Consider the following 21,147-nt stretch of genomic DNA (forward strand, 5'->3'; position numbering starts at 1 on the left):
AACCTTTATGCCTCTAGCCGCCAACGTGGACAGAGCGGTAATTTCCGTCTTCGGGGTAGAACCCGAGAAACTTGAGGCGGGTTTTGCCCGTGCGAACCCCCGGATAGAGGAAGATAGTCGGCACATGAAACTTGCCCTGGAGTTGGCTTTCGATCGTACCAATTCGTAGAAATGGGTGGAGCGCCTCTAGGTCTGTGACTAAGAGCAATGCGCTCGCGTTGCTCTCGAGGGGCTTGAGAGCATCTTCGAGCCTGCGCAGTAGGCCGCCACCATTCGCAACAATATCTGCCAGCGCCTGGTTCGTTCGAGCCCAATCACCCGGGGATGCTTTATCTTGTTGAACGCACAGTGACCAAAAGGGGTCTTCCTGAAGAAGTTCCCACAGATTTTCGGCCACCGAGAAGACGTGCACGTCCCATCCTTCTTGGTGCAGCTTTGCCTCCCAAGCTGGCGTCTGCCGCTTAACTTCCAAAATCTGTTCCGGAGAAAAGATGAGGTAGTAGATGGGCTCGAAGCTCGCATGCCCGAGCTCGCGGCCATGCCGTATTCTTTCACGAAGTTCGTCAAAGTCAGCCCTTAATGAGGACATTGCAAAGCTCCTCCATGTCGCGTTGTTTCCAGCTGATCCGCACGACATCTCCTGCAGACTGAATGATGACCAGGCCTTTCAGGGAAAGGCGCTTCATCTCTTCAAGCACATCGTTACGTTCTAAACCAAAGAGCTTCCAATTGTCGTGGTTCAGAATGGCATTGTCACCAATGCCACGGAAATGCAGCTCGTAGGCAAGATACGCGCTTGTCGTGGCTGAAATCCGAAACGGAAGAATGCGGCGACTTGACCGTAACCCGCATTCAAGCAAACCATAGTCTGCACAACATCCGGTTAGGTATGCCGACACTCGGCGGATCGTCGATTCAGACCAGCGCTTCGATGTCTTCCCATCGTCGATACCCCGTTCCACGAACGCCCTTGCGTCTTCGCTGGAGATCTCTTGGTAGCCGCCCGCGTAACGTGCCCAGTAGACGTCGCGAATAAAGTCGCTAAGAATGGGGTTCGCTCGGCTTGTAAAAACGAGCATGAGCTGAACAAGCTCTGATGCGGGAAGTTCGGCGGACAGTTTCTTCAAATGCAGCGCTGGTTCGCCATCGGCCGTCAGGTAACGCGGCGCGAAGCATTCTGAGACAATGTTTCTTAAGCGTCGCGCAGTAATCTCCGGAAATCTCCCGGATTTTAGGGCAATATCATGCAGCTGGCTCGCCGACATGCCAGGTGACCACAACTCGAGAAGAGCTCTTGTCTCGTTCACAAGACCAAGCCCTGCCTGCAACTGAGTTGTGTATGGCGCTCGTTCCATCATGCGACCAAGTAAGGAAGAGCTTGCGTATCGGATGACAGCGCCATCCGGTAGATTGCACCAACTTTGTCCAAAAGAGCGGATGCGCGGAGTTCGTCGATTCTTCCAACCAGCATAGGTCCGACAGCCTCATCAGCCGTTCCATTGCTGACCTTGGAAAGAGCGTTCAGAGCCGCCGCCTGATCAACGATCAAGTAGGGATCAAAGAGCTCGAGTAGTCGTGCCTGCACCATTTCGTGCAGGTCTTGTTCGATCTCTTCTGGAAGCCGGAAGATATGGAATGAGCCCACGCTCAAGTTTTCGTCGTGGAACCGACGTGCCGCCTCCACTGCGCCATGGTATTGTGCCAGAGGAGCTGTTCGCGAAAACACTGGTTCGAGAAATCGAATGCTAGACGCCTCATAAAACGACGTCGGCCACCAATTACACTGCGACTTCTCGCCGAGGAACCCGACAAGATATCGAATTTCTATTATTCGCCGCATCAAATGGGACTGTTCACTAAGAACCATCTAGCCCTCTCTTTCTATAGAACCGCCCTGTGTCAGGACTGTAATTGGGGACACCAGGACAATTTGCTGTTCTTGGGGAGGGCGGGCTGCAGTGTTGTTGTCGAGCCCCAGTCTCTTGAGTGCATAATAGAGAAGCGCCCGACGCACTTGGATCTTTGCTTTGCCATCTCGCATTCCATAGTCGAGCGCGATTACTTTCTTCTGGTTCTGGGAGAGTTCAGGGTGAGGACCGATCTCAAGCGTGACATGCTCTTGCCAGTCAGCATCGGCTGCATCAGTGACTGCGCTGGCTTCAACTCCGCGCGTCTGGAGGATGCGCGAAAGCAGGAAGTCCTTGAACACCTCGTCCATCTGACAGAAGGCCCGCGTGTGCCATCGGAAGCCATCGAACCCGATGGCATGGGGCGCGATCCAACGCCAGCAAGGCTCAGGGCGTGAGAGGGATTGATACTCCACCTCGATGGCCTCTGAACGGCGGATGGCGCCGACCACAGATCTAAGAATGACGGGGTTCACTCCGCGAGCTGGCGTTGGCGCAGCATCATAGGATGGTAGCTCAGCAATCCAGGTATCGTCGTTGTCCATGATGCCGTCAGCCAAAGACCGAAGCTGTGCAAGGTACCGGCTCGCGTCAGGTTTAAGGAAATGTGCAGCATAGTCAGGACCACGGACATAGGTCCGCGCGCTCTTGTCATAAACCATGTTGTCCGGGGCGAAGCCGATGTAGCGGTTTAGGTCTGCGGAAGCCTGATTTACCGATAGCCCAAACTGGTTCATCAAATCGCTACGGTTCACATGCCCCTCCCAAAACAAACGGAACTCGATGAACTCGAGACGCTGCGCGACCCCCCAACGAAGTTCTGATTTGTCGTTTTCCACTTCGCACTCCCGACCCGGTACACACGATTAATATGCGCGCCCATTTTTTGTGCTGTTTGCACGCTATCGGGGAGTCCCGCCGTGTTCAATCGAAATACTGCGTAATTTTAGGAGTTTGCTGGTGAAGGTCGTGTATTGGCGAGATCAAACCGGAAGTGAAACAGGCGTGCCGAGCGACGCTTACCGTCGGCACGCCTGCAAATATCGCAACCACATGGGCGGTTACGCGGTCGGCGAAACCTCGGCCGACCTGGTGGGCTCCGAGCGGGTTCGCCGCCATCCCCACCGCCGCGCTCGATCCGCCCCACAGTGCGGCGTCTCCTGCGGTCCCCGCGCTTGTCGGGTCCGGGTCCCCATCAGTTCTGGCCGCCATGGCTACTCCGCTTCGGGCGACGGAGCGGAGGCCATCTCAGTGATGGCTTGGAATTCCGCCAGAAACTCAGGTCGATGCTGCATCAGATACCGGACGATCCGGGCGTTTCCGAGCAGCTTTCCCAGATACCCCTTGATGACGGTCAGCTGCAGGTGGTCCTGGCCGTAGGAATCTTGAATCGATGTGATCCCTTCCTGAAGCCGTGCCAGCTCGCGCTCCATGCGGGCCATGGCCTCGGGGGTGATGCCCTTTATCTTCTTGGGCTTCTTGGTGTCCACCAGCTGTGCTTGGGGCGTTCCGGCAAGGATCGCGGAGATGTACGCCGGCGAGTAATTGTTCGCGTTCATCATCAGTTCGGCCGCCTCAATCTGGCGCATTGCTTTCATCTTGCGCAGGATTTCGAACACGGCGGTCGCGCAGTGTTTGTCCTTCAGGATGCTGACGGCTTCTTCGCAGATTCCGTCTAGGAGCTTGGCCTTGCGCACAATGCTGCGCGGATTGAGGTCGAGCGCCAGCGCGATCTTTTCCTCGGAGACCCCGCGCTCAATCGCCTTGCGGATCATCTTGTGCTCCTGGATGGGCGCAAGGCGGCTGATTCGCTTGTTGTAGGTGAAGGCCTCGTCGTCCGTGGAGATCAGACATTCGACCTGTTCGGTGCCGAGATCCTTCAGCACCTCGATGCGGATATGCCCATCGAGCAGCATATAGGTTGCTTCCTCACCCGGGGTTCGCGTGACGACCGGCGGCTCGACCAGGCCAACTTCTTTGATGGATGCGGTGATCTGGCGATACTTGCGGCTGGATTTGACCGATGTGCCGAGGGCGCGCACTGGCAGGATGGCCGCTACTGGCACAGTGACACAATCGTTTTCAAAGCCGAGCGTGACCGCGTCTAGGGATTTGCGCTTGCCCCGGCTCATTCCGCTGCTCCTGGTTCCAAGGATTGCCCGAGATAGGTTGGCAAAGTGTCCAATCCTTCCGCACGCAAGAGCGTCAGGAAGTGATCATCATCACGCAACCGCCGAAACGCCTCCACGACGAACATCAGGCGGCCCTGCGTCAGCTCGGCCTTCTTGATCAGCACCTTTTGGCGCTCTGCTTCTTGTTGGTAGGCGCGTACCAGGGCGTCGCTGGTCAAAGGCCGTTTAGCGCCGTTGCTTCTACTATAGCTGTTTCGGTGAAGGCGCGGACCCTGTGCATCGCGCTGCTGGATGAGACGGCGCACGGCGGCCAATTTCTTACCGCGCAGCTTTTTCTGGGTGTAGGCGTCCATCAGAGCGCGCTGCCCGCCCTCGGCATCTGTCTTTGAAATGTCGATGGCGAGGTTCAGCGGCAGAAGGCCGGTTTCCACGGCCGAGACCAGCCGTTCTTCCCCGCGCTCCAGAAGCCCCGCGATCATGCCGACATAGTCTGGCGTGACGCCAATCTTGTTTGCGATCTGGCGGTCGTTGTAGCCGCGTTTGCGCAGGTTGCCGATTTCGCGCATCAGGTCGATCGGGTTGTGATGGCGACGTGCGCAGTTCTCCACGAGGCTCATGACAAGGCAGTCGCTCTCATCGGCGTCGATGATGATGGCCGGGATGGCATCCTGCTGAAGCTCCATGAACGCCTCGAGCCGACCTTGGCCACAGACGAGGTCATATTCCGCGGGATCTGTCCCGGCGCGCTGCGCGACTGTGATAGGGCGCTTCAGACCGATCTTTGCGATGTTTTTGACCATCTCCTCGAAATTGCGCCGGTTGCGCACACGGGGGTTGAGGATGCGAATTCGGTCGGTGGGGATAAGAGTGACGTGCTTCTGGGCAGTGTCGTGGGCGTCGTCATGCATCAGGCGGCCTCCGTGATCCGGGCCCGGCCAGCGAGCGCATAAAAATAGTCGAGTGTGTCGAAGCGATAGGCATCCAGCGACAGTCCGTTTTGCTCGGCCAGCCTCAGCTTGGGGCTGGTCATGTCGATGCTCGGCAGCAGGTAATAATCACGTGGTGCTTCGTTCAATTCGTCCATCCGCACGGCAATCGTGATGTCGGGCACCAGGCCAGTATCGAGGCGGATGCGCCATTGCAGGGAGCCGCCCTGCGTCTCGAAGCATCGGGCCAACACCACTGAGGCCGTGAACTCGTCGTTGATGCGGATCAGGTCTGTGTCCGGATCCTGCACAGCCTGGCCGCCGCGATCGCCTATACCTTCGAGGATCTGGGCCACGATTCCGGGGTGGGCCTGCCGCAAGGCCCGGTTAATCTCGACGTAACGATAGTCGCGCTCTGGCTCGTAGCCAATCATCTGGTAGGCGCGCAGCAGGCTGCCGAAGCGGTTACGGAAGGCGCTGGACGACGGCACGTTGTCCTGTTCATCAATGATCAGTCCCGACAGCACGCCTTTCTGTTTCAGTACGCCGCGCAGGGCTTCGAGCAGTTCGGCGTCCGTGAAATGTTCGCTGCGTGCGTCGACGATTTCGCGTGCGCGCAAAAACAGTGCCTCGTCCACGATGGCGGGGTAGGCGCCCTCGGCTCGGATCCACATCTCGCGAGGATTCACCACCCGGCGCTGTTTCAGCTTGAAGGACACCTTGTTGTAGACGTTGTTGCCGATGTATTTTTCGTTGGTCAGGACCTGGTGCACCGATGCCCGGGACCATGGACGCTCGAGATCCGTCAGATGCCCCTCGGCATTCAGGGTTTCAGCAATCTCCCGCTCCGAGCGGCCGTCCTCGACGAACATCCGATACATGCGGCGTACGACGTCCTGTTCCTGATCAGGGCCCGGAACGAGGACGACCCGGTCAGTCTGAAGGCTCTTCTGCTCGCCACGGGACAACGCGCCCTTCGGGTTGCCGTGTTCGTCGATTAGCACCCGGCGCAGGCCGTATCCAGCCGCACCGCCTTGGCGATAGCCAAGCTCAACCAGGCGGCATTGCCCGGCGAAGACCTTCACGGAAAGCTCGCGGCTGTACTCGCCCGCCATGACCCGTTTGACGGTTTTCAGCAGGTTGGAACCGATGCTGCCGTCGTTTTCGAACTGCTCGCCGCAGTAGTGCACACGGATCCCGGCGCGGGAGCAGACATGCTCGTGATACGCCCCTTCATCAGCATCCTGAAACCGGCCCCAGCGGCTGACGTCGTAGACCAGAATGGCTTTGAAATCCGCCTGGCCGGTTCGGACCTCGGCCATCAGGTTCTGCAGCGCCTCGCGGCCGTCGAGCCGCAAACCTGAGCGACCGGAGTCCTCAAATACGCGCAGGATCTGCAGACTCCGGGCCGTGGCGTAATTCCGGATGATGTCGAGCTGGTTTTCGGTCGAGTATTTCTGGTGATCGGTCGACATCCGCACATAGGCGACGGCCGGAATATCCTGTCCGGCCTCGTCGCATTTGTCATCGCTGTTGTATCGACCGGTATTCAAATCGCGTTTTCCTGTTCAGCCTTGTTTGGTTTCTATTTTTCCATCTGGCACAAGCGCGTCTGGAAAGTCGTTTCCTGAAACGGGCAAGGTCTTTCCGTTTGCCCGGCAGCCATTTTTCAAATTGCAGTTCATTACTGCGCTCCTAAAATCAGCAGTGTCCGTCAAGCGCGGTCCAATGACCCGTCACGGACAAAACCGGTTTTCGTCGTTTTCATGGTTCTTCAATTGTTTAACGAAGAAGGACGTGGAGATGCGCGTGAAAATGGGCACAGTTGTGCCGAAAATGGGCACATTTGTGCACCTGGTCGAAGAACCAACCGATTATCGAACCGCCATCGCGATGGCTCTGCACGAAGAGTTGGACGACACACACAGGGCAATCAAAATGGCCATGCGCTGGACGGGTGCCAGCGAACGGACCGTGAAGTACTGGTTCTCGGGCGAGCGGGGGCCTAGCGGTGACCATCTGATCGCCCTCGCGCGGCATTCGGATGCTGTGCTGTATGTTGTGCTTGCGCTTGCGGGCCGCCACATTGTCGAGGACTCTGACGACTGACGGTGGTTTCAAGGGGTGGAAGCCCGGTGATCGGCGGCTTGTTTTGTGTGCGTTTTTGGTTATATTGAATACATCGAAGCTTAGAGGTGCTGCGCCATGTCCCGAACGACCACGATGACCGTCCGCCTTGGTGGAGCCCTGAGTAACTTCGTGTCGGCCAACGTAGGCGATGACGGGTCCTATGAGAATGTCAGCGAGTACATCCGTGACCTGATCCGGCGTGACAAAGAGAGGGCTGAGGCCGAGGCCTTCAACCGGTTGAAGGCTGAGTTGACCCATGCCTTCGCGGCCCCGGACGAGACGTACAAGCCGCTGACGGCGGCAGAGGTGATCGCGCGGAACCGGGACTGACCCGGTGCCCGCCGTTCGCATTCAGGAAGGGGCGTCCCATCGCCTCGATGACATTTACCGCTACACCCGCGACAGGTGGGGTGACGAGCAAGCCGAAACTTACATCACCGGCCTGTTCGCGGCCCTCGACAAGATCGCGGCCCACGGCGTCGTGTCAAAACCCATCCCGGCGGAATTTGGCGTCGAGGGATATTTCTTTCGCTACGAGCGCCATTTCGTCTACTGGCGTCATCTCTCGAATGGCGACATCGGGATCGTGACAATCCTGCACGAGCGCATGCATCAGATCGACCGCTTCCGTGATGATTTCGGGATTAGCTGAAAGCCTAGTTTTCGAATGAGCGTCAGATTTGCGCAGGGTTTCGCGTGGGTCCCCCGGAGTCCGACGCTGGCACGAGAGAGAGTTCGTTGCATGTGTCATCCCCTCCGCCACAAACCATTCGCGAACCCGAGACGAGGCCCCAGTGTGGGCCTTTTTTCTTTTTGGTTCAAAGGGGTTTAGCGGAGCCATCCGACTTTCGGAGACTGGCCGTTGGCCCGAGTTTGGTCTCTGAACGCCCCGCGTCTCCTTTCACCCGCCCTTCACTTAAATCGAGACGCATTCAAAAAGATTTGCCTTTTCAGTAGCTTGGTGAAGTTGGATTGCGCCGCGGTTGAGGTAGGTTCTTCTGCTCTCGGTACGAACAGAGACACCCGAAAGCGGCGTTCTACAGCGCAATCGCGCGCAAGACCGCGCGAAGCCATTGGCGTCAGACAGCCTTTCGCCTAATAGGTAAGGTGAGGGCTCGTGATCGGCAGCCGCAGCATTTGGAGATACGGTGATGGCACCCCGAGGAAATGCCCATGGTCTGATTGAATGGTCTCGCCGCGATCCATGGCACGAGCGCATGGGTGAAATCATCGAGCGGCACATCCGCCGTGGCTGTGACCTGAATGACATCGACATCTACGACCTGCCGGACGTGATCGGCGAACATGCCATGGTTGCGATGGACTGCGCCTTCGAGGATTGCTGCACGGTAACCTGGCAGGATGGCAGCAATCTCGCCAATGATTACCTCAAGCGGCGGGGCTGGAAGGAAACAGCTATCAACCGTGCCTATATCGAGGCGCTCCGGGATTCGCTGGTCAGCCTTTATGAGGTCAGCGACGTTTGCCGTGGAGAATGCTTTCTGGCGCGCGACCTTGTGCGCGGTGGTGATCCGATCCGAGTGACCGAACGGACAGCCACGAAGACGCTGGTGCAATGGGACGTTATAGCAACTCGGATTGTGACGGTGCGGGGCGTGGTCCAGATGAGCGGTGCGGTGCTGGCCGTTGATCGAGAGCTTGCAGACGAGATGCTGGCGCTCATCCGGCGCACACAGAGCCGCGCACCCGAAGCGGTGGCCGAGATCGCAGACCCCGAATTGCGAACTCGCCTCGAGACCGAAATAGTCAATGACGAGACGCTGCTATCGATAGTCGCGCCTGTGGTCACGACACTGTGGCTGAATGACACGATCCGACGCTACCGCGCACCATTGCCCGACCTTGCCAACAGTGACGGCGAGAAGCTGGAGTTCATGACACTGCATTATCGTCTGTTGCCCGGAGTTGCGGCGGCCGATGTCGCTGCGGCAGTTGCCAGCGTGCATGATATTCGCGACGAAGACGATGGAGAGCATTGGATCTGGTTCGCGCCAGAAAAGCCCCCTCGCAAGGGACGCAAGAGCCGTCAAGGTGAGGATGCCGATACCGGACGCACCATCCACGGGCATCTGACGCTTCGCCCGACGACGCTCGAGGTCATGGTCAATTCCGAAGCCCGGGCGACGCGCATCCGGGATCTGCTGGCACCTATTCTCGATGGTCTGGTCCAGACACCGCTGGTCGAGCAAGTTACGCCTGAACAGGCCATGGCCGCCAGGGGCAGTGGTTCAGCCTCCACAGCCAAAAGCCTACCGGAAGGGATGAGCCCGGACGATATGCGCGAGGCCGTGCATCAAGTTCTAGATCGCCAATATCGAAATGTCCTCAGCCAGAAGATACCCGTGCTTGGCGACAAGACACCGCGACAGGCTGTGCGGAGTGCAAAGGGGCGGCAGGCCGTCGCCAACTGGCTAAAGGGCTTCGAGCAAAACAAGGCCCAGTTGCCTGCAAACGACCCGATGCATGATTACGACTTCAGCTGGATGTGGGAGGAACTCGGCATTACCGACCTGCGGTCGTGACTGTCTCTCCGCCGAAGGCCTGCCCCACTTGATCCCCCCAAGTTTCCCCTGCTAGGAAGCAGGAATCATAGAGGCTGATTCCCAACGCCTCGCGTCCGCAAGTTAACCGTTTCAGTATCTCCGGCGCGAGGTAGGCCAACCGCAGCTGGCGGCTGACATGGCGTTCGGCCATCCTACATGGCGCGCTACGGCGCGCGACTGGTCACCAACGGCTATGCCATTCTGCCGATCGGCCCGGGCAGCCTTTGTGCGATCGGCGCGTTGATGGGCCGTCAATACAGGACCGAGAGCAACCTGCGTTCGAACCTTTATGTCGTGGGGATTGCCGACAGCGGATCGGGCAAGAACCACGCCCGTGAGATCATCAACGAGGTCTTCTTCGAGGCGGGGCTCGCCCATCACCTCGGCGGGAACAAGATCGCCTCTGGCGCCGGGCTTTTGACTGCGCTGCATCGCCAGCCCGCGATCCTGTTCCAGATCGACGAATTTGGCATGTTCCTCGCGGCTGCCGCGGACCGTAAACGCAGCCCGCGCCACATCACCGAGATACTCGACAACATGACCGAGCTCTATACGGCGGCCGGTGGCATCTTTCTCGGCGCGGAATACGCCAACCGGGATGGCGCGAACGAACGGCGTGACATCAATCAGCCCTGCCTGTGTGTCTACGGCACGACGACCCCACTGCACTTCTGGGGCGCATTGCAGGGGGCAAACGTGGTGGATGGCTCGCTTGCCCGCTTTCTGATCCTGCCCAGCGACGAGGATTACCCCGACGAGAACATCGCCGTCGGCATTCGACAGGCCCCACCTGCGCTGCTCCGGGGGCTTCAGCGCGTGGCAGCAGGCGGTGGGCACCAGAAGGGCAATCTGATGGGCAAGACGGCGGATCAGAACACCAACGTGACACCGATGATCGTCGCCATGACCGATGACGCCCGCGCGCGGTTCAAGGCGCTCAGCGTTGAGTTGACGGGAGAGTTGCGGGCAGCCGCTGGTACTGCGTGTACGGCGATCCTGGCGCGCATCGGAGAAAATGCCCTGAAACTTGCCCTTATTGTGGCGGTGGGCCGTGATCCAGCACGTCCTGAGATCGACATCACGGCTGCGGACTGGGCCATCTGCTTTGTTCAGAATTACGCACGGCGGACGATCGAGGCCGTCGAGCGGCATGTAGCCGATACCGAGATCGAGGCGCATCTCAAACGGCTCAAGGAGATCATTCGGAATGCCGGGGCAAACGGGATCACCAAATCCGAGGTTACGCGGGCATCACAATGGTTGAAATCCCGCGACCGAAATGAAATTCTGGAAACGCTGATCGAAAGTGGGGACATCACCACCGGCATGCGCGACACCGGCGGTCGCCGGGCCATGGTCTACAGGACGATCAGGTGAAAAGAGGGCTTCTTTCAAAACGGGGCTTTCTTCAATTTGAAAGAAGTTGGGGCCTAAGTCACTGTTCAGGAATGTTTTTTTCACTTCCTTCACTTCTTTCAATCTTTCAAGAGGACACATGTATATGTGTGTTCGCGCGCGCATGAGGGAAGTGGTACCTATTGAAATAATTGAAGTATTGAAAGAAGGTATAATATACATACTATTCAATACCTTAATGGTCGACTTCTTTCAAATCGATCAAATGAAGGAATTGAAAGAAGTGCCGGGCGGCCTGCTCGCCCCGCACCTGACGTGACCAGACCACCCTTCGGGGCCTGGCGAGACTGCAGCCTTCACCGGCCAGCCCTCTCGCCTCGCTCGCCAATCCGAAGAGGAGGTCTGTATGACCCAACCCACACAAACCCCGCACACAATCCTGGCCCTTGATCTGGGCACCACCACCGGCTGGGCCGTGCGCGGCTATGACGGCCTGATCACCAGCGGCACGGCAAGCTTCAAGCCGCGCCGCTTTGACGGTGGCGGCATGCGCTACCTGCGCTTCACGAACTGGCTGACGGAGATCGACCGGCTGTCAGGACCCATTGAGGCCATTCACTACGAAGAGGTGCGCCGGCACGCCGGAACAGACGCAGCCCATGTATTTGGTGGTCTCATGGCGGTGCTGACCAGTTGGGCCGAGTTGCGCGGTGTGCCCTATCAGGGCGTCCCTGTTGGCACGATCAAAAAATACGCCACAGGCCATGGTGGCGCGCCGAAGCAGGCGATGATCGCGGCGGCCCGCGCCCGAGGCTTCAGCCCGGCTGACGACAACGAAGCGGACGCCATCGCCATTCTGCTCTGGGCCATCGAGACAAAGGGGGGTGTGGCATGAACCGCCATTGTCAAATCGGTCTGGAAAGTTGCGAGGGCTACGACGTTGGCCGTGATCCTCGCGCTATGACAACCCTGGAACTTGAGACGCTTGGCCATGTGCGGGTCTCGCCGCTCAGGGCCCTGCGCCTGAAATGCCTCGATTGCTGCAATGGATCAGCGCCGGAGGTGCGGCTTTGCCCTTCCGTCGATTGTCCGAGCTGGCCGTTCAGGATGGCAAAGAACCTCTGGTCCGGTCCGGTCAGCGCTGCGCGCCGCGAACATGGGCGCAGGTTGGGATTAGAACGCGTCGCCAAGCATGCCGACGCCTTTTCTGAAAAGGAGCAAACCGACGCCTCGGATTTTGATAGGCTAGGGGTGCCCAACGACACGGCCGTTGCTTCACACCCCGCAAAAAAAGACGTCGCAGAGGGAGGTGCATCATGAGCGGCATGCGGTTCACACCCAAGGGTTACGGCGGTCACCGCCGTGATCCTGAGCAGGTCAAGCGCGATGGCTGGCATGAACAGGGCCTTCTGGCTGTCAGCGTCCATGACGACCGTCTGACATGGCCAGAGCGCGCACTGGTCGAACAGCTGGGTGCCAAGCTCTACGGGCCGCGCCCCACGGGGGAGGTGCACCATGGTTGATCACATCTGGACCGCCGACGATGTGGCAGATCACTTTGAGGAAGCTTTCCGAACCCTGCGTAAACTTCCCTCGGTCAAGGCGCGGGGATACATCAGCGCCTGGCCCGACATCATGCGGTCTGCACGGGAGATCGCTGCCATGGAGCCAGTACCCATGCGGGTTTGGCCTTCTGCTGCGGCCATCACCCGCCTCGAGCAGACCTACGACTGGGTGCTCTGGATCGATGAGGCAGAACGCAGACTGGTCTGGTCGCGGGCAGGCCGCGTGCCATGGAAGCAGATCTGCTGGGAGTTGGGATGTGACCGCACAACGGCATGGCGTAAACATAAGCTGGCGTTGACGAAAATCGCAGCACGGCTGAATGCGGATTGACACAAATCAGTCGGGCAGGTTTTTTGTTGCCTGCTAGCGTGGCTGAAGCGCAAGGCAATCGGGGAAAAAGGGGGGGTGATGGTCAGAAGCGAACTGGTGGCGAGGATTGCGGCGGAAAATCACCGCCTAAGCCACGCCGATGCAGAAAAGGTTGTGTCTGCGGTCTTCGACACGATTAGCGAGCACCTCGAAGAGGGCGGGCGTGTAGAGCTGCGCGGGTTTGGTATTTTTAACGTGCGTCATCGCGAAGGTGGTCAGCGGCGCAATCCAGGCACAGGTGAGATTGTTGCGGTCGACGCGAAATCCGTGCCATTTTTTAAAATGGGCAGGGACCTGCACAAGCGCTTGAACCCTGATTGACCCCCGATGTGTTGCAACACTTTCGTGTTCGACACGCGCAACATTTTCGTGCTAGCTATAGGGCATAATGGGGAGAGTGTGTTGGAAGACGTCTCTCCCCGTTTTGATTTGGGCAGCTGATGGTTCACAGGTCTGCAACTGCTTACCGGTTGATCGACGAAAAACCGTCTCCGTCCAAAATGTCGCTTCATTTAACCCATTGATATTGAACGGTTCCTTCCCGTTCCTGACCGTATTCGGGGGGGCGCAGCGCAGCATATCGCTAGCGTCTGGGTGGTTTTTTGGGAGTCCACACGGACAGGAATCCACCTTTGAATGCAAAATTAACAAGCCGTTACAGTGTCTTGCCGGGTGGACGCCGCTGTTGACACCCTGGACTCCGGAGTCCACCCGGCAACCAGTGGGTTCCAGCTGGTTGGAATCCACACTGCAAGACCCAAATCGGCGACGCATTCATCCCGGATGCGCCGCCGATCCCGCGCTGCAAAGAGCGATGTGGGCATAGTTCGCCCGCGCGCAGGTAACTTGGGTCTTTCTCACATCACGCCAGCGGTGAGGCCGCTAGCCTGATGAGGAACCCTATCACGGGTTCGTGACTGAGGCGCGTGAACTTAAGTACACAAGGCTTTTCAAAAGATAGGGCAATATCCATGACCTTGAGCTTCGCTCCTGACCGCATTGAAATGCGGCCGATTGCAGACCTGCAACCATACGCCCGGAATGCAAAGGCGCATGGTGCGGACCAGGTTGCGAAGATTGCAGCCAGCATGGCTGAATTCGGCTGGACCGTGCCTTGCCTTGTGGCAGAGGACGGCGAGTTGATCGCAGGCCATGGCCGTGTGCTGGCGGCCACTCAGCTAGGGCTGAGCGAGGCACCGGTGATTGTGCTGGGGCATCTGACCGAAGCGCAGCGGCGGGCTTACCGAATCGCGGACAACAAATTGACGGAACTGGGGACCTGGGACGAGGCGCTGCTCTCGGCGGAATTGCAGGACCTGCTGGCCGAAGACTTTGATCTGTCACTGATCGGGTTTTCGGATGGTGAGCTGGATGCCTTGCTTGCGGGTGAAGGTGATCAGGGTGCAGGTGCGCGGGATGGCGAGGATGACATTCCGGAGGCTCCGGAGACCCCGATCAGCCGCCCTGGCGATCTCTGGATCCTGGGCAACCACCGGCTGCTCTGCGGTGACAGTACGGTGGCCACAGATGTCGAACGCGTCCTGAACCGTGTAAAACCTTTGTTGCTCGTAAGCGATCCTCCGTACGGGGTCGAGTATGACCCGGGTTGGCGCAACCAGGCAGGCGCGACCAAGACCAAGCGCACCGGCAAGGTGCTGAATGATGACCGTGCGGATTGGCGCGAGGCCTGGGCGCTGTTCCCCGGCGATGTCGCCTATGTCTGGCACGGCGCACTGCACGCGGCGACCGTCGCGGAAAGCCTTGAGGCCGTGGGGTTCACGATCAGATCGCAGATCATCTGGGCCAAGGAGCGACTGGTCCTCAGCCGGGGTGATTATCACTGGCAGCACGAGCCGGCGTGGTATGCAGTCAAGAAAACCGGCAAGGGCCACTGGGCGGGCGACCGCAAGCAAACGACGCTGTGGCAAATCCCGAGCAAGGATCAGGATGCCAAGACCGTGCACGGGACGCAGAAACCCGTCGAATGCATGCGCCGCCCGATTCTGAATAATTCCAGCCCGGGGCAGGCGGTCTACGAGCCCTTCATGGGATCTGGCACCACGCTGATTGCCGCCGAGACTACGGGGCGGGTCTGCCACGGCATCGAGTTGAACCCGGCATATGTGGACGTCGCGGTCGAGCGCTGGCAGGCCTTCACCGGGCAATCGGCGGTGCTTGATGGCGATGGCAGGTGTTTCGCGGACCTCAGGGCCGAGCGCGAACGCGCGGTTGGCGCAGCGTGACCCAGTCCCGCAGGATATCATTGGTGGAGGCCGCGATGAATATTTGATCGAATTGCGGTGGTTGGCTTTACGCGGCATAATCCACTGATGATAGCACGTGATAAGCCAGAGAGGACTTCGATTCCTGCCCGATCGGCCGGGCTGGCAGATGCGCAGCGTCGGCTTTTGCCGCATGATCTCGGGCGTGCCTTGCAACATGCGTCAGACGAAGATTTGAAAGAACTGCGGGACGCAGTCGCGCAGGAAATGATGCGTCGGAATCTTCCGCAGGAAAGCGCGCCCGAAGCTCCGGCCATGAAGAAACCTGCGAAAGCGGATCATCCTGCCCATGATCTGACACGATCACAGATCAGCCTGGTGCGGGCCTCGATGAAGGCGGGGGTGAAGCCGGCGACCCTTGCAAAGCAATTCGGGATCAGCCTTGCAGCCATTCGTGCGGTTTTGGCCGAAAAGTAAAAAGGGACCAGCCTGAACTGGTCCCGAGGTGGGTCTGTCGGTGGGGATCAGACCTTTGAGCAGATGAGGCCACCAACCGGGAGCCGCCATCCGAAGGTGGACAATAAAAACTGGGGCGCGTGCGGCAACCCTGTCTTTTGAAAAATAAAACCATCTTTCGATAAAGGTCTGATGGTTTTGAAAACAAGCGCAACGGGATCAGCGGTCCGCCTTGTTTGGCAGCGCCCGGGGTTGATAAGCTGATTGACCCCTTTTGGGCGTCAGTTGTTAATGCGCGACCCGAGAACAGCGGAGTGGCGTTTGAAATGCACCACGGCAAGGATATCCACCATCGTCTTTTGAGACTTGAGGCCTTGTTTGCACGCGGTGGAACGGCGGGCGAGCGGGCGGCCGCAGGTGCTGCAATCGAGCGGATGCAGCCCACCTGGATCCCTGCGTCAGATCACTTCTAACTCCCTCAGGCAGGAGGCTACTTCGGGCAGGCGACGGGTCGGGACCTCGATCTTCAGATGCGAGAAAACGTTGGAGGCTTCAGCGGCAATGCCGTCCTCGCGCAAGGCGTCTTCGATGGCGCCCGCAATTGCGTCGGGGCGGCTGCGGTCGAAATGATCGGGCAGTGTGTCGTAATCGATGCGGATGGTTGTGCTGGCCATGGTCATGTCTGTGCCCTCCGTCAGCGCTGTACTGCGGCGGCGAGACCCGCGGCATAGGCGTCCTCGAGGGCGGCGCGCATCGCCCAGACAGCGGTGTCGTGGAAATCCAGATGGTCGGAGTTTTGGGCCTCCAGCGTCTCAACGAAGAAATGTGTTTTTGCAATCTCGAGGATCAGGGCCTCGGGGGCGGTGGGTTTGGTATTGCTCGTCATGGTCATGTGTCCGATCAGACTGGTGGTTCCTCGACCCGAGAGTCGCTCTGGCGCGAAACATAATCAACTGAAATCGTAGCAATATCATTGCTTTAAGTGGCATGGAGATGTGGTGATGCAGGGGATGAGCGAGCGCGCCTATGCCGCCCATGTGGGGCTCTCGCGGGGGGCGGTGCAGAAAGCCAAGGAGACCGGGCGGCTGGTTCAGCACGCTGACGGATCGATCGACGCCACCGCGTCGGATGCGCGCCGCGCCGCGACAACGGATCCCTCCAAAAGTCGCGCCTTACCGAAGGCCAGCACCCCAAGGATGAAGCCAGTGCCGGATACGGCGCTGTCGGCGGTGGGCGATACATTGCGTGAACAAGGGCTTTCCACACCGGCAACCGGGGGTGGGACCACCTTTCTGCAGGCCCGCACGGCAAACGAGGTGCTCAAGGCGCAGGAGCGCAAGCTGAAGCTTGCGATGCTCAAGGGCGCGTTGATCGACCGCGAGCGCGCGGTGGGGTTGGTGTTCCGTCTGGCACGCGAGGAACGCGATGGCTGGGTGACCTGGCCTGCGCGGGCGGCGGCGCTGATGGCGTCGGAACTGGCTGTGATGATTGCGGACGACGGAGTGCTGGAGCCCGCCATGATGCAGAAAGTGCTGGAATCCCATGTCCGTGCTCAACTCGACAGCCTCGCAGAGGTCCGTATCGACCTATCCTGAGAGCACTGACGCAACGGGCAGCTTCGACGGTGCCGATGTGCTGCTGCGGGCCTGGGGCCGGGGCATGCGACCTGACGCCGATCTGACCGTGTCCGAGTGGGCCGATGCGCACCGCATGCTGGGCTCGCGCGCCTCTGCGGAACCCGGGCGGTACCGCACCGGGCGCACGCCGTACATGCGTGAGATCATGGATGCGCTGTCGCCGGGTGTGGCGGTGCAGCGGATTGTGTTCATGAAGGCGGCACAGGTCGGTGCGACCGAGGCAGGCAACAACTGGATCGGCTATGCCATCCACCAGGCCCCCGGGCCGATGCTCGCGGTCCAGCCGACGGTGGAACTGGCCAAGCGCAACTCGCGCCAGCGGATCGACCCGCTGATCGAAGAGAGCCCGGAACTGCGGGACCGTGTCAAACTGGCGCGGTCGCGTGACGCGGGCAATACGATGCTGTCAAAAGAGTTTGCCGGCGGCATCCTGATCATGACCGGCGCGAACTCGGCAGTCGGGCTGCGCTCGACCCCGGCGCGCTACATCTTTCTCGACGAGGTGGATGCCTATCCGGCCTCCGCCGACGAGGAAGGTGATCCGGTGAGCCTTGCCGAGGCCCGGTCGCTGACCTTTTCGCACCGGCGCAAGATATTTCTGGTCTCGACCCCGACCGTTCGCGGCCTAAGCCGGATCGAGAGAGAATATGATGCCAGCGACCAGCGCCGGTTCTTTGTGCCGTGCCCGCATTGCGGGCAGATGCAGTGGCTGAAGTTCGAGCGGCTGCGCTGGGAGAAGGGACGGCCCGAGGCTACAGATTACCAGTGCGAGGGCTGCGACCGCGCAATCGCGGAACATCACAAGACGGCGATGCTGGAGGCGGGCGAATGGCGGGCCACCGCCGCGGCGGCTGACCCGGGTACTGTCGGGTATCATCTCTCGGCGCTTTATTCGCCGATTGGCTGGCTGAGTTGGGAGCGGATCGTGCGGGCATGGGACGCGGCGCAAGGATCGGATGAGGCGATCCGGGCCTTCAAGAACACAATCCTCGGCGAGACCTGGGTGGAAAGCGGCGAGGCACCGGACTGGCAGCGGTTGCAGGGGCTGAAGGAGGAGTGGAAGCCCGGCACAGTGCCAGCCGGTGGATTGTTCCTGACGGCGGGTGCCGATGTGCAGAAAGACCGGATCGAGGTCGATATTTGGGCTTGGGGCAGGGGGCTGCAAAGCTGGCTTATTGATCACGTCGTGATCGAAGGCGGCCCCGGCGATCCGGCGTGCTGGCAGAAACTCAGCGATCTGCTGGGCCGGACATGGGCCCATGCCAGCGGCCAGCAGCTGACGATCGCGCGGCTGGCGATTGATACGGGCTACGAGACGAGCGCCGTTTATGCTTGGGCGCGACAGGTCGGCTTTGGGCAGGTGGCCCCGGTCAAGGGTCTGGAGGGGTTCAACCGGGCCAGCCCTGTTACAGGGCCGACCTTTGTCGACGCGACGATCGGCGGCAAGCGCCTGCGGCGCGGCGCACGGCTCTGGTCTGTGGCGACCTCGACGTTCAAGGCCGAGACCTATCGCTTCTTGCGTCAGGACCGGCCGACGCCGGAGGAGATCGTAGTCGGGGCACCGTTTCCTGCGGGAACGGTGCATCTGCCGACATGGGCTGACAGCGAATGGCTCAAGCAGCTGACGGCGGAACAGCTCGTCACGGTCAAGAACAAGCGCGGCTTTGCCAAGCTCGAATGGCAGAAGATGCGCGAGCGCAACGAGGCGCTGGACTGCCGGGTCTATGCGCGGGCGGCTGCATGGATTCTTGGGGCGGACCGCTGGTCGGATGCGCGCTGGCAGGAGTTGGAGCGGCAACTCGCGGTGGACGTCTTCGGACCAGCGGGTGATGCAGCCGCGAAACCAACACCGCGCTCCTCCGCGCGGCGGCGAATGGTGCGGTCGAGTTACATGGGGTGATCAAGCATCAATGAAACGTTCTCTTTCCGGTTCGATGGCTATTGAGTGGCCCCCTCCGCCGCGCGGCAAAGTTCTTGATGATCAAATGCAGGCGGCGTTCATCAATATCTTCGGGATCGAACGGCTTTCCGTACCATTCCAACATCTGATCATGCTGCTCGTGATCTGAATCTGCCATCGCTTCGAGAAAATCCTCGAACCCGCTGATGCTCCCGACATCTTCGGGTGGCGCACGGCGGGCACCTGAAACGAAGCGCGGGTATTCGATATCGGCGTCACCCTGCCGAACTTCAACGATGCTGATCCGGTGCCGCCAGTTGTCGCCGAAATCATAGACGTAGAAGAAATTACGAACGCCGCGCTCGAGCACGTTCGCGAGACGGAGCGCGCTGGCCTTGTAAACCTTACGATCATAGAGAGCGTCGTCGGAAGACGGCACGCCGTAATTCCTGTCCCCGATCTCGAATTCGTAAAGGTGGTAATCCCACCAGCCCATCACGACCTGAATGATGTCATGCATCGCGGCCAATGTGGTGGAGAGGGGCACGTCCAGTTCGCGCCAGACCGGTGGGTCGGTGTCTTCGAGTGTGATTCTGATACGCGCGATGGGTTCGATCATGGGCGTCGGCAATCTTCCTGCTGCAATCAACGCATATTAACGGAAAACCGAGCATGCCGACAATCACTGACCTGCACGCCCGCCGCGAGGCTCTCTCGGCACAGCGATCCTCGGGCGTGGCGCGGGTCAGCTATGACGGCAAGACTGTGGATTACCGCAGCGTGGCTGAAATTGACCGCGCCATTGAAGCGCTGGACCGCGAGATCGCAGCCCTCGAGGGGCGGCGCATCGTGCGCCATGTGCGCATCACCACATCCAAGGGGCTGTGATCGATGGGGCTGTTTGACTGGTTTCGCCGACCAGTGCGCGAGAGCGGCCCCGCGTCCTCTGGGCTTACGCGGCTCCCCCGGAGCCACGGTCCCTCCGGACTGCGCGCGCGTCTTGAAGGGGCGATGTCCAAGCGCCGGCTGCGGGGCTGGAACCCACCGCTGGAAAACATCAATTCGCTGGTGGCGTCAGGCGGTCCAAAGCTTCTGGCACGCGCGCGGGAACTGGTGGTCACCAACGGTTATGCGGCGAATGCCTGCGAAGCCTTTGCGTCCAATATGGTGGGGGATGGGATCAAGCCGTCCTCACTGATCGAGGATGCGCGCCTGCGGGACCGCGTCCAGCGGCTCTGGCTGGCTTGGACTGACGAAGCCGATGCCGATGGGTTGACTGATTTCTACGGTCTGCAGGCGATGGTGGCGCGCGAGATGTTCGTCGCGGGCGAGTGCTTCGCGCGGATGCGCCCGCGCCGGGCAAAAGACGGCTTGCTGGTGCCGCTGCAGATGCAGCTGCTGCAATCGGAAATGCTGCCCTTTGAAAAAACGGAAACCGCCTCGAATGGCAACCGCATTCGCTGCGGCATTGAGTTTGATTTCATCGGCAGGCGGGTGGCCTATCATTTCCGCCGCAGCCATCCGGGCGATAGCACCGACCAGCGGGTCGCGGTGCCGGAAACGGTGCGCGTGCCCGCCGAGGACGTGCTGCATATCTATCGGCCCATTGATGCCGGGCAAATCCGCGGCCTGCCACATGTGGCCCCGGCCATGGTGCGGCTGTTCCTGCTTGATCAGTATGATGATGCGGAACTCGATCGCAAGAAGACGGCCGCGATGTTCGCGGGGTTCATCACCAAGACCGCGCCGGAAGACCCGATGATGGGCGAAGGTGCAGCGGATCTCGATGGCGCGGCAATGGCCAGTCTGGAACCCGGGACCATGCAAGTGCTGCTGCCGGGTGAGGATGTGAAGTTCTCCAGTCCAGCAGATGTCGGTGGTGGCTATGAAGCCTTCCAGTACCGAACGCTGCTGGCGGTCTCGGCCTCGCTGGGTTTGCCCTATCATTTGGTCACCGGCGATGTACGCCAAGCGAACTATTC

Annotated in this window: 26 protein-coding genes; 16 read left to right on the plus strand and 10 right to left on the minus strand. The window is 59.8% G+C overall.

All coding sequences use genetic code 11. From position 1 onward, the window contains the following. Positions 1-13 precede the first annotated feature (13 nt). From ACEN2R_RS18470 to ACEN2R_RS18500, 7 genes are all read right to left on the minus strand, one after another. Entirely contained in the window at positions 14-589 is a 576-nt protein-coding gene (locus ACEN2R_RS18470) for a BREX protein BrxB domain-containing protein (protein ID WP_442044162.1), read from the minus strand. Then, positions 570-1,358, minus strand: coding sequence for a DUF1819 family protein (locus ACEN2R_RS18475; protein WP_442044163.1), 789 nt, complete (start codon positions 1,356-1,358; stop codon positions 570-572). The genes ACEN2R_RS18470 and ACEN2R_RS18475 overlap by 20 nt, the downstream gene beginning before the upstream one ends. Further along, complete coding sequence (locus ACEN2R_RS18480) at positions 1,355-1,867, minus strand: BrxE family protein (protein WP_442044164.1); 513 nt, start codon at positions 1,865-1,867, stop codon at positions 1,355-1,357. Before ACEN2R_RS18480 ends, ACEN2R_RS18475 begins: the two co-directional genes overlap by 4 nt. Further along, entirely contained in the window at positions 1,868-2,746 is an 879-nt protein-coding gene (locus ACEN2R_RS18485; protein ID WP_442044165.1) for a WYL domain-containing protein, read from the minus strand. Between the two features lie 375 nt (positions 2,747-3,121). Beyond that, entirely contained in the window at positions 3,122-4,039 is a 918-nt protein-coding gene (locus ACEN2R_RS18490) for a plasmid partitioning protein RepB C-terminal domain-containing protein (protein WP_442044166.1), read from the minus strand. Next, complete coding sequence (locus ACEN2R_RS18495; protein WP_442044167.1) at positions 4,036-4,947, minus strand: plasmid partitioning protein RepB C-terminal domain-containing protein; 912 nt, start codon at positions 4,945-4,947, stop codon at positions 4,036-4,038. Before ACEN2R_RS18495 ends, ACEN2R_RS18490 begins: the two co-directional genes overlap by 4 nt. Beyond that, positions 4,947-6,518 (minus strand): recombinase family protein, encoded by a 1,572-nt coding sequence (locus tag ACEN2R_RS18500; RefSeq protein WP_442044168.1) that lies wholly within the window; start codon positions 6,516-6,518, stop codon positions 4,947-4,949. Before ACEN2R_RS18500 ends, ACEN2R_RS18495 begins: the two co-directional genes overlap by 1 nt. A gap of 250 nt (positions 6,519-6,768) precedes the next feature. On the opposite strand from ACEN2R_RS18500, the gene ACEN2R_RS18505 reads away from it, so the two are divergent. The 12 genes from ACEN2R_RS18505 to ACEN2R_RS18560 all read left to right on the plus strand — a co-directional run bounded on the left by ACEN2R_RS18505 (position 6,769) and on the right by ACEN2R_RS18560 (position 15,649). Next, complete coding sequence (locus ACEN2R_RS18505; RefSeq protein WP_442044169.1) at positions 6,769-7,074, plus strand: XRE family transcriptional regulator; 306 nt, start codon at positions 6,769-6,771, stop codon at positions 7,072-7,074. A gap of 96 nt (positions 7,075-7,170) precedes the next feature. Then, positions 7,171-7,425 carry a ribbon-helix-helix domain-containing protein gene (locus tag ACEN2R_RS18510; RefSeq protein ID WP_442044170.1) on the plus strand — a complete coding sequence of 85 codons (255 nt, stop codon included), beginning with the start codon at positions 7,171-7,173 and terminating at the stop codon, positions 7,423-7,425. Between the two features lie 4 nt (positions 7,426-7,429). Next, positions 7,430-7,747, plus strand: a complete 318-nt coding sequence (locus ACEN2R_RS18515; RefSeq protein WP_442044171.1) for a type II toxin-antitoxin system RelE/ParE family toxin — start codon at positions 7,430-7,432, stop codon at positions 7,745-7,747. Between the two features lie 565 nt (positions 7,748-8,312). Continuing rightward, the gene (locus ACEN2R_RS18520) at positions 8,313-9,638 is read left to right on the plus strand and encodes a hypothetical protein (RefSeq protein ID WP_442044172.1); all 1,326 of its coding nucleotides are present in this window, start codon (positions 8,313-8,315) and stop codon (positions 9,636-9,638) included. 177 nt (positions 9,639-9,815) lie between these two features. Continuing rightward, positions 9,816-11,036, plus strand: a complete 1,221-nt coding sequence (locus ACEN2R_RS18525) for a DUF3987 domain-containing protein (protein WP_442044173.1) — start codon at positions 9,816-9,818, stop codon at positions 11,034-11,036. Positions 11,037-11,421: 385 nt separating this feature from the next. Continuing rightward, positions 11,422-11,910, plus strand: coding sequence for a crossover junction endodeoxyribonuclease RuvC (locus ACEN2R_RS18530; protein ID WP_442044174.1), 489 nt, complete (start codon positions 11,422-11,424; stop codon positions 11,908-11,910). Beyond that, entirely contained in the window at positions 11,907-12,335 is a 429-nt protein-coding gene (locus tag ACEN2R_RS18535) for a hypothetical protein (protein WP_442044175.1), read from the plus strand. Before ACEN2R_RS18530 ends, ACEN2R_RS18535 begins: the two co-directional genes overlap by 4 nt. Continuing rightward, positions 12,332-12,538 (plus strand): hypothetical protein, encoded by a 207-nt coding sequence (locus ACEN2R_RS18540; RefSeq protein WP_442044176.1) that lies wholly within the window; start codon positions 12,332-12,334, stop codon positions 12,536-12,538. The genes ACEN2R_RS18535 and ACEN2R_RS18540 overlap by 4 nt, the downstream gene beginning before the upstream one ends. Further along, the gene (locus ACEN2R_RS18545) at positions 12,531-12,911 is read left to right on the plus strand and encodes a DUF6362 family protein (protein WP_442044177.1); all 381 of its coding nucleotides are present in this window, start codon (positions 12,531-12,533) and stop codon (positions 12,909-12,911) included. Before ACEN2R_RS18540 ends, ACEN2R_RS18545 begins: the two co-directional genes overlap by 8 nt. Positions 12,912-12,989: 78 nt before the next feature. After that, on the plus strand, positions 12,990-13,271 hold the full coding sequence (locus ACEN2R_RS18550; RefSeq protein WP_442044178.1) for an HU family DNA-binding protein: 282 nt from the start codon (positions 12,990-12,992) through the stop codon (positions 13,269-13,271). Between the two features lie 650 nt (positions 13,272-13,921). After that, complete coding sequence (locus ACEN2R_RS18555; RefSeq protein WP_442044179.1) at positions 13,922-15,193, plus strand: site-specific DNA-methyltransferase; 1,272 nt, start codon at positions 13,922-13,924, stop codon at positions 15,191-15,193. Between the two features lie 87 nt (positions 15,194-15,280). Continuing rightward, a complete protein-coding gene (locus tag ACEN2R_RS18560) occupies positions 15,281-15,649 on the plus strand; it encodes a hypothetical protein (protein WP_442044180.1) in 369 nt (122 codons plus the stop codon). Positions 15,650-16,086: 437 nt separating this feature from the next. On the opposite strand, the gene ACEN2R_RS18565 is transcribed toward ACEN2R_RS18560, so the two are convergent. Both ACEN2R_RS18565 and ACEN2R_RS18570 read right to left on the minus strand, forming a co-directional pair. Continuing rightward, complete coding sequence (locus ACEN2R_RS18565) at positions 16,087-16,308, minus strand: hypothetical protein (RefSeq protein ID WP_442044181.1); 222 nt, start codon at positions 16,306-16,308, stop codon at positions 16,087-16,089. A 14-nt stretch (positions 16,309-16,322) separates the two neighbouring features. Next, positions 16,323-16,514, minus strand: coding sequence for a DUF6900 domain-containing protein (locus ACEN2R_RS18570; RefSeq protein ID WP_442044182.1), 192 nt, complete (start codon positions 16,512-16,514; stop codon positions 16,323-16,325). A gap of 115 nt (positions 16,515-16,629) precedes the next feature. On the opposite strand from ACEN2R_RS18570, the gene ACEN2R_RS18575 reads away from it, so the two are divergent. Together ACEN2R_RS18575 and ACEN2R_RS18580 are read left to right on the plus strand one after the other, a co-directional pair. After that, entirely contained in the window at positions 16,630-17,223 is a 594-nt protein-coding gene (locus ACEN2R_RS18575; RefSeq protein ID WP_442044183.1) for a hypothetical protein, read from the plus strand. Continuing rightward, positions 17,171-19,165 carry a phage terminase large subunit family protein gene (locus ACEN2R_RS18580; RefSeq protein ID WP_442044184.1) on the plus strand — a complete coding sequence of 665 codons (1,995 nt, stop codon included), beginning with the start codon at positions 17,171-17,173 and terminating at the stop codon, positions 19,163-19,165. The genes ACEN2R_RS18575 and ACEN2R_RS18580 overlap by 53 nt, the downstream gene beginning before the upstream one ends. A 7-nt stretch (positions 19,166-19,172) precedes the next feature. Here ACEN2R_RS18580 and ACEN2R_RS18585 read toward each other — a convergent pair whose 3' ends face one another. Continuing rightward, positions 19,173-19,784: a plasmid pRiA4b ORF-3 family protein gene (locus ACEN2R_RS18585; protein WP_442044185.1), complete on the minus strand. Its 612-nt coding sequence runs from the start codon at positions 19,782-19,784 to the stop codon at positions 19,173-19,175. Between the two features lie 53 nt (positions 19,785-19,837). Here ACEN2R_RS18585 and ACEN2R_RS18590 point away from each other — a divergent pair, with 53 nt between their 5' ends. Next, the gene (locus tag ACEN2R_RS18590) at positions 19,838-20,053 is read left to right on the plus strand and encodes a phage head-tail joining protein (RefSeq protein WP_442044186.1); all 216 of its coding nucleotides are present in this window, start codon (positions 19,838-19,840) and stop codon (positions 20,051-20,053) included. 123 nt (positions 20,054-20,176) lie between these two features. Then, the coding region (locus ACEN2R_RS18595; protein ID WP_442044187.1) for a phage portal protein at positions 20,177-21,147 on the plus strand (971 nt) is incomplete at its 3' end.

The organism is Pseudogemmobacter sp. W21_MBD1_M6 (genome assembly GCF_052119585.1).
Taxonomy (GTDB): Bacteria; Pseudomonadota; Alphaproteobacteria; order Rhodobacterales; family Rhodobacteraceae; genus JBGQOJ01.

What these genes read in the sequence shown, in the direction of transcription:
- ACEN2R_RS18470 (WP_442044162.1), bottom strand. Translation starts at nt 589, where the DNA reads ATGTCCTCATTAAGGGCTGACTTTGACGAACTTCGTGAAAGAATACGG.
- ACEN2R_RS18475 (WP_442044163.1), bottom strand. Translation starts at nt 1,358, where the DNA reads ATGATGGAACGAGCGCCATACACAACTCAGTTGCAGGCAGGGCTTGGT.
- ACEN2R_RS18480 (WP_442044164.1), bottom strand. Translation starts at nt 1,867, where the DNA reads ATGGTTCTTAGTGAACAGTCCCATTTGATGCGGCGAATAATAGAAATT.
- ACEN2R_RS18490 (WP_442044166.1), bottom strand. Translation starts at nt 4,039, where the DNA reads ATGAGCCGGGGCAAGCGCAAATCCCTAGACGCGGTCACGCTCGGCTTT.
- ACEN2R_RS18495 (WP_442044167.1), bottom strand. Translation starts at nt 4,947, where the DNA reads ATGCATGACGACGCCCACGACACTGCCCAGAAGCACGTCACTCTTATC.
- ACEN2R_RS18505 (WP_442044169.1), top strand. Translation starts at nt 6,769, where the DNA reads ATGCGCGTGAAAATGGGCACAGTTGTGCCGAAAATGGGCACATTTGTG.
- ACEN2R_RS18510 (WP_442044170.1), top strand. Translation starts at nt 7,171, where the DNA reads ATGTCCCGAACGACCACGATGACCGTCCGCCTTGGTGGAGCCCTGAGT.
- ACEN2R_RS18520 (WP_442044172.1), top strand. Translation starts at nt 8,313, where the DNA reads ATGGGTGAAATCATCGAGCGGCACATCCGCCGTGGCTGTGACCTGAAT.
- ACEN2R_RS18525 (WP_442044173.1), top strand. Translation starts at nt 9,816, where the DNA reads ATGGCGCGCTACGGCGCGCGACTGGTCACCAACGGCTATGCCATTCTG.
- ACEN2R_RS18530 (WP_442044174.1), top strand. Translation starts at nt 11,422, where the DNA reads ATGACCCAACCCACACAAACCCCGCACACAATCCTGGCCCTTGATCTG.
- ACEN2R_RS18535 (WP_442044175.1), top strand. Translation starts at nt 11,907, where the DNA reads ATGAACCGCCATTGTCAAATCGGTCTGGAAAGTTGCGAGGGCTACGAC.
- ACEN2R_RS18540 (WP_442044176.1), top strand. Translation starts at nt 12,332, where the DNA reads ATGAGCGGCATGCGGTTCACACCCAAGGGTTACGGCGGTCACCGCCGT.
- ACEN2R_RS18545 (WP_442044177.1), top strand. Translation starts at nt 12,531, where the DNA reads ATGGTTGATCACATCTGGACCGCCGACGATGTGGCAGATCACTTTGAG.
- ACEN2R_RS18550 (WP_442044178.1), top strand. Translation starts at nt 12,990, where the DNA reads ATGGTCAGAAGCGAACTGGTGGCGAGGATTGCGGCGGAAAATCACCGC.
- ACEN2R_RS18555 (WP_442044179.1), top strand. Translation starts at nt 13,922, where the DNA reads ATGACCTTGAGCTTCGCTCCTGACCGCATTGAAATGCGGCCGATTGCA.
- ACEN2R_RS18560 (WP_442044180.1), top strand. Translation starts at nt 15,281, where the DNA reads ATGATAGCACGTGATAAGCCAGAGAGGACTTCGATTCCTGCCCGATCG.
- ACEN2R_RS18565 (WP_442044181.1), bottom strand. Translation starts at nt 16,308, where the DNA reads ATGACCATGGCCAGCACAACCATCCGCATCGATTACGACACACTGCCC.
- ACEN2R_RS18570 (WP_442044182.1), bottom strand. Translation starts at nt 16,514, where the DNA reads ATGACGAGCAATACCAAACCCACCGCCCCCGAGGCCCTGATCCTCGAG.
- ACEN2R_RS18575 (WP_442044183.1), top strand. Translation starts at nt 16,630, where the DNA reads ATGCAGGGGATGAGCGAGCGCGCCTATGCCGCCCATGTGGGGCTCTCG.
- ACEN2R_RS18580 (WP_442044184.1), top strand. Translation starts at nt 17,171, where the DNA reads ATGTCCGTGCTCAACTCGACAGCCTCGCAGAGGTCCGTATCGACCTAT.
- ACEN2R_RS18585 (WP_442044185.1), bottom strand. Translation starts at nt 19,784, where the DNA reads ATGATCGAACCCATCGCGCGTATCAGAATCACACTCGAAGACACCGAC.
- ACEN2R_RS18590 (WP_442044186.1), top strand. Translation starts at nt 19,838, where the DNA reads ATGCCGACAATCACTGACCTGCACGCCCGCCGCGAGGCTCTCTCGGCA.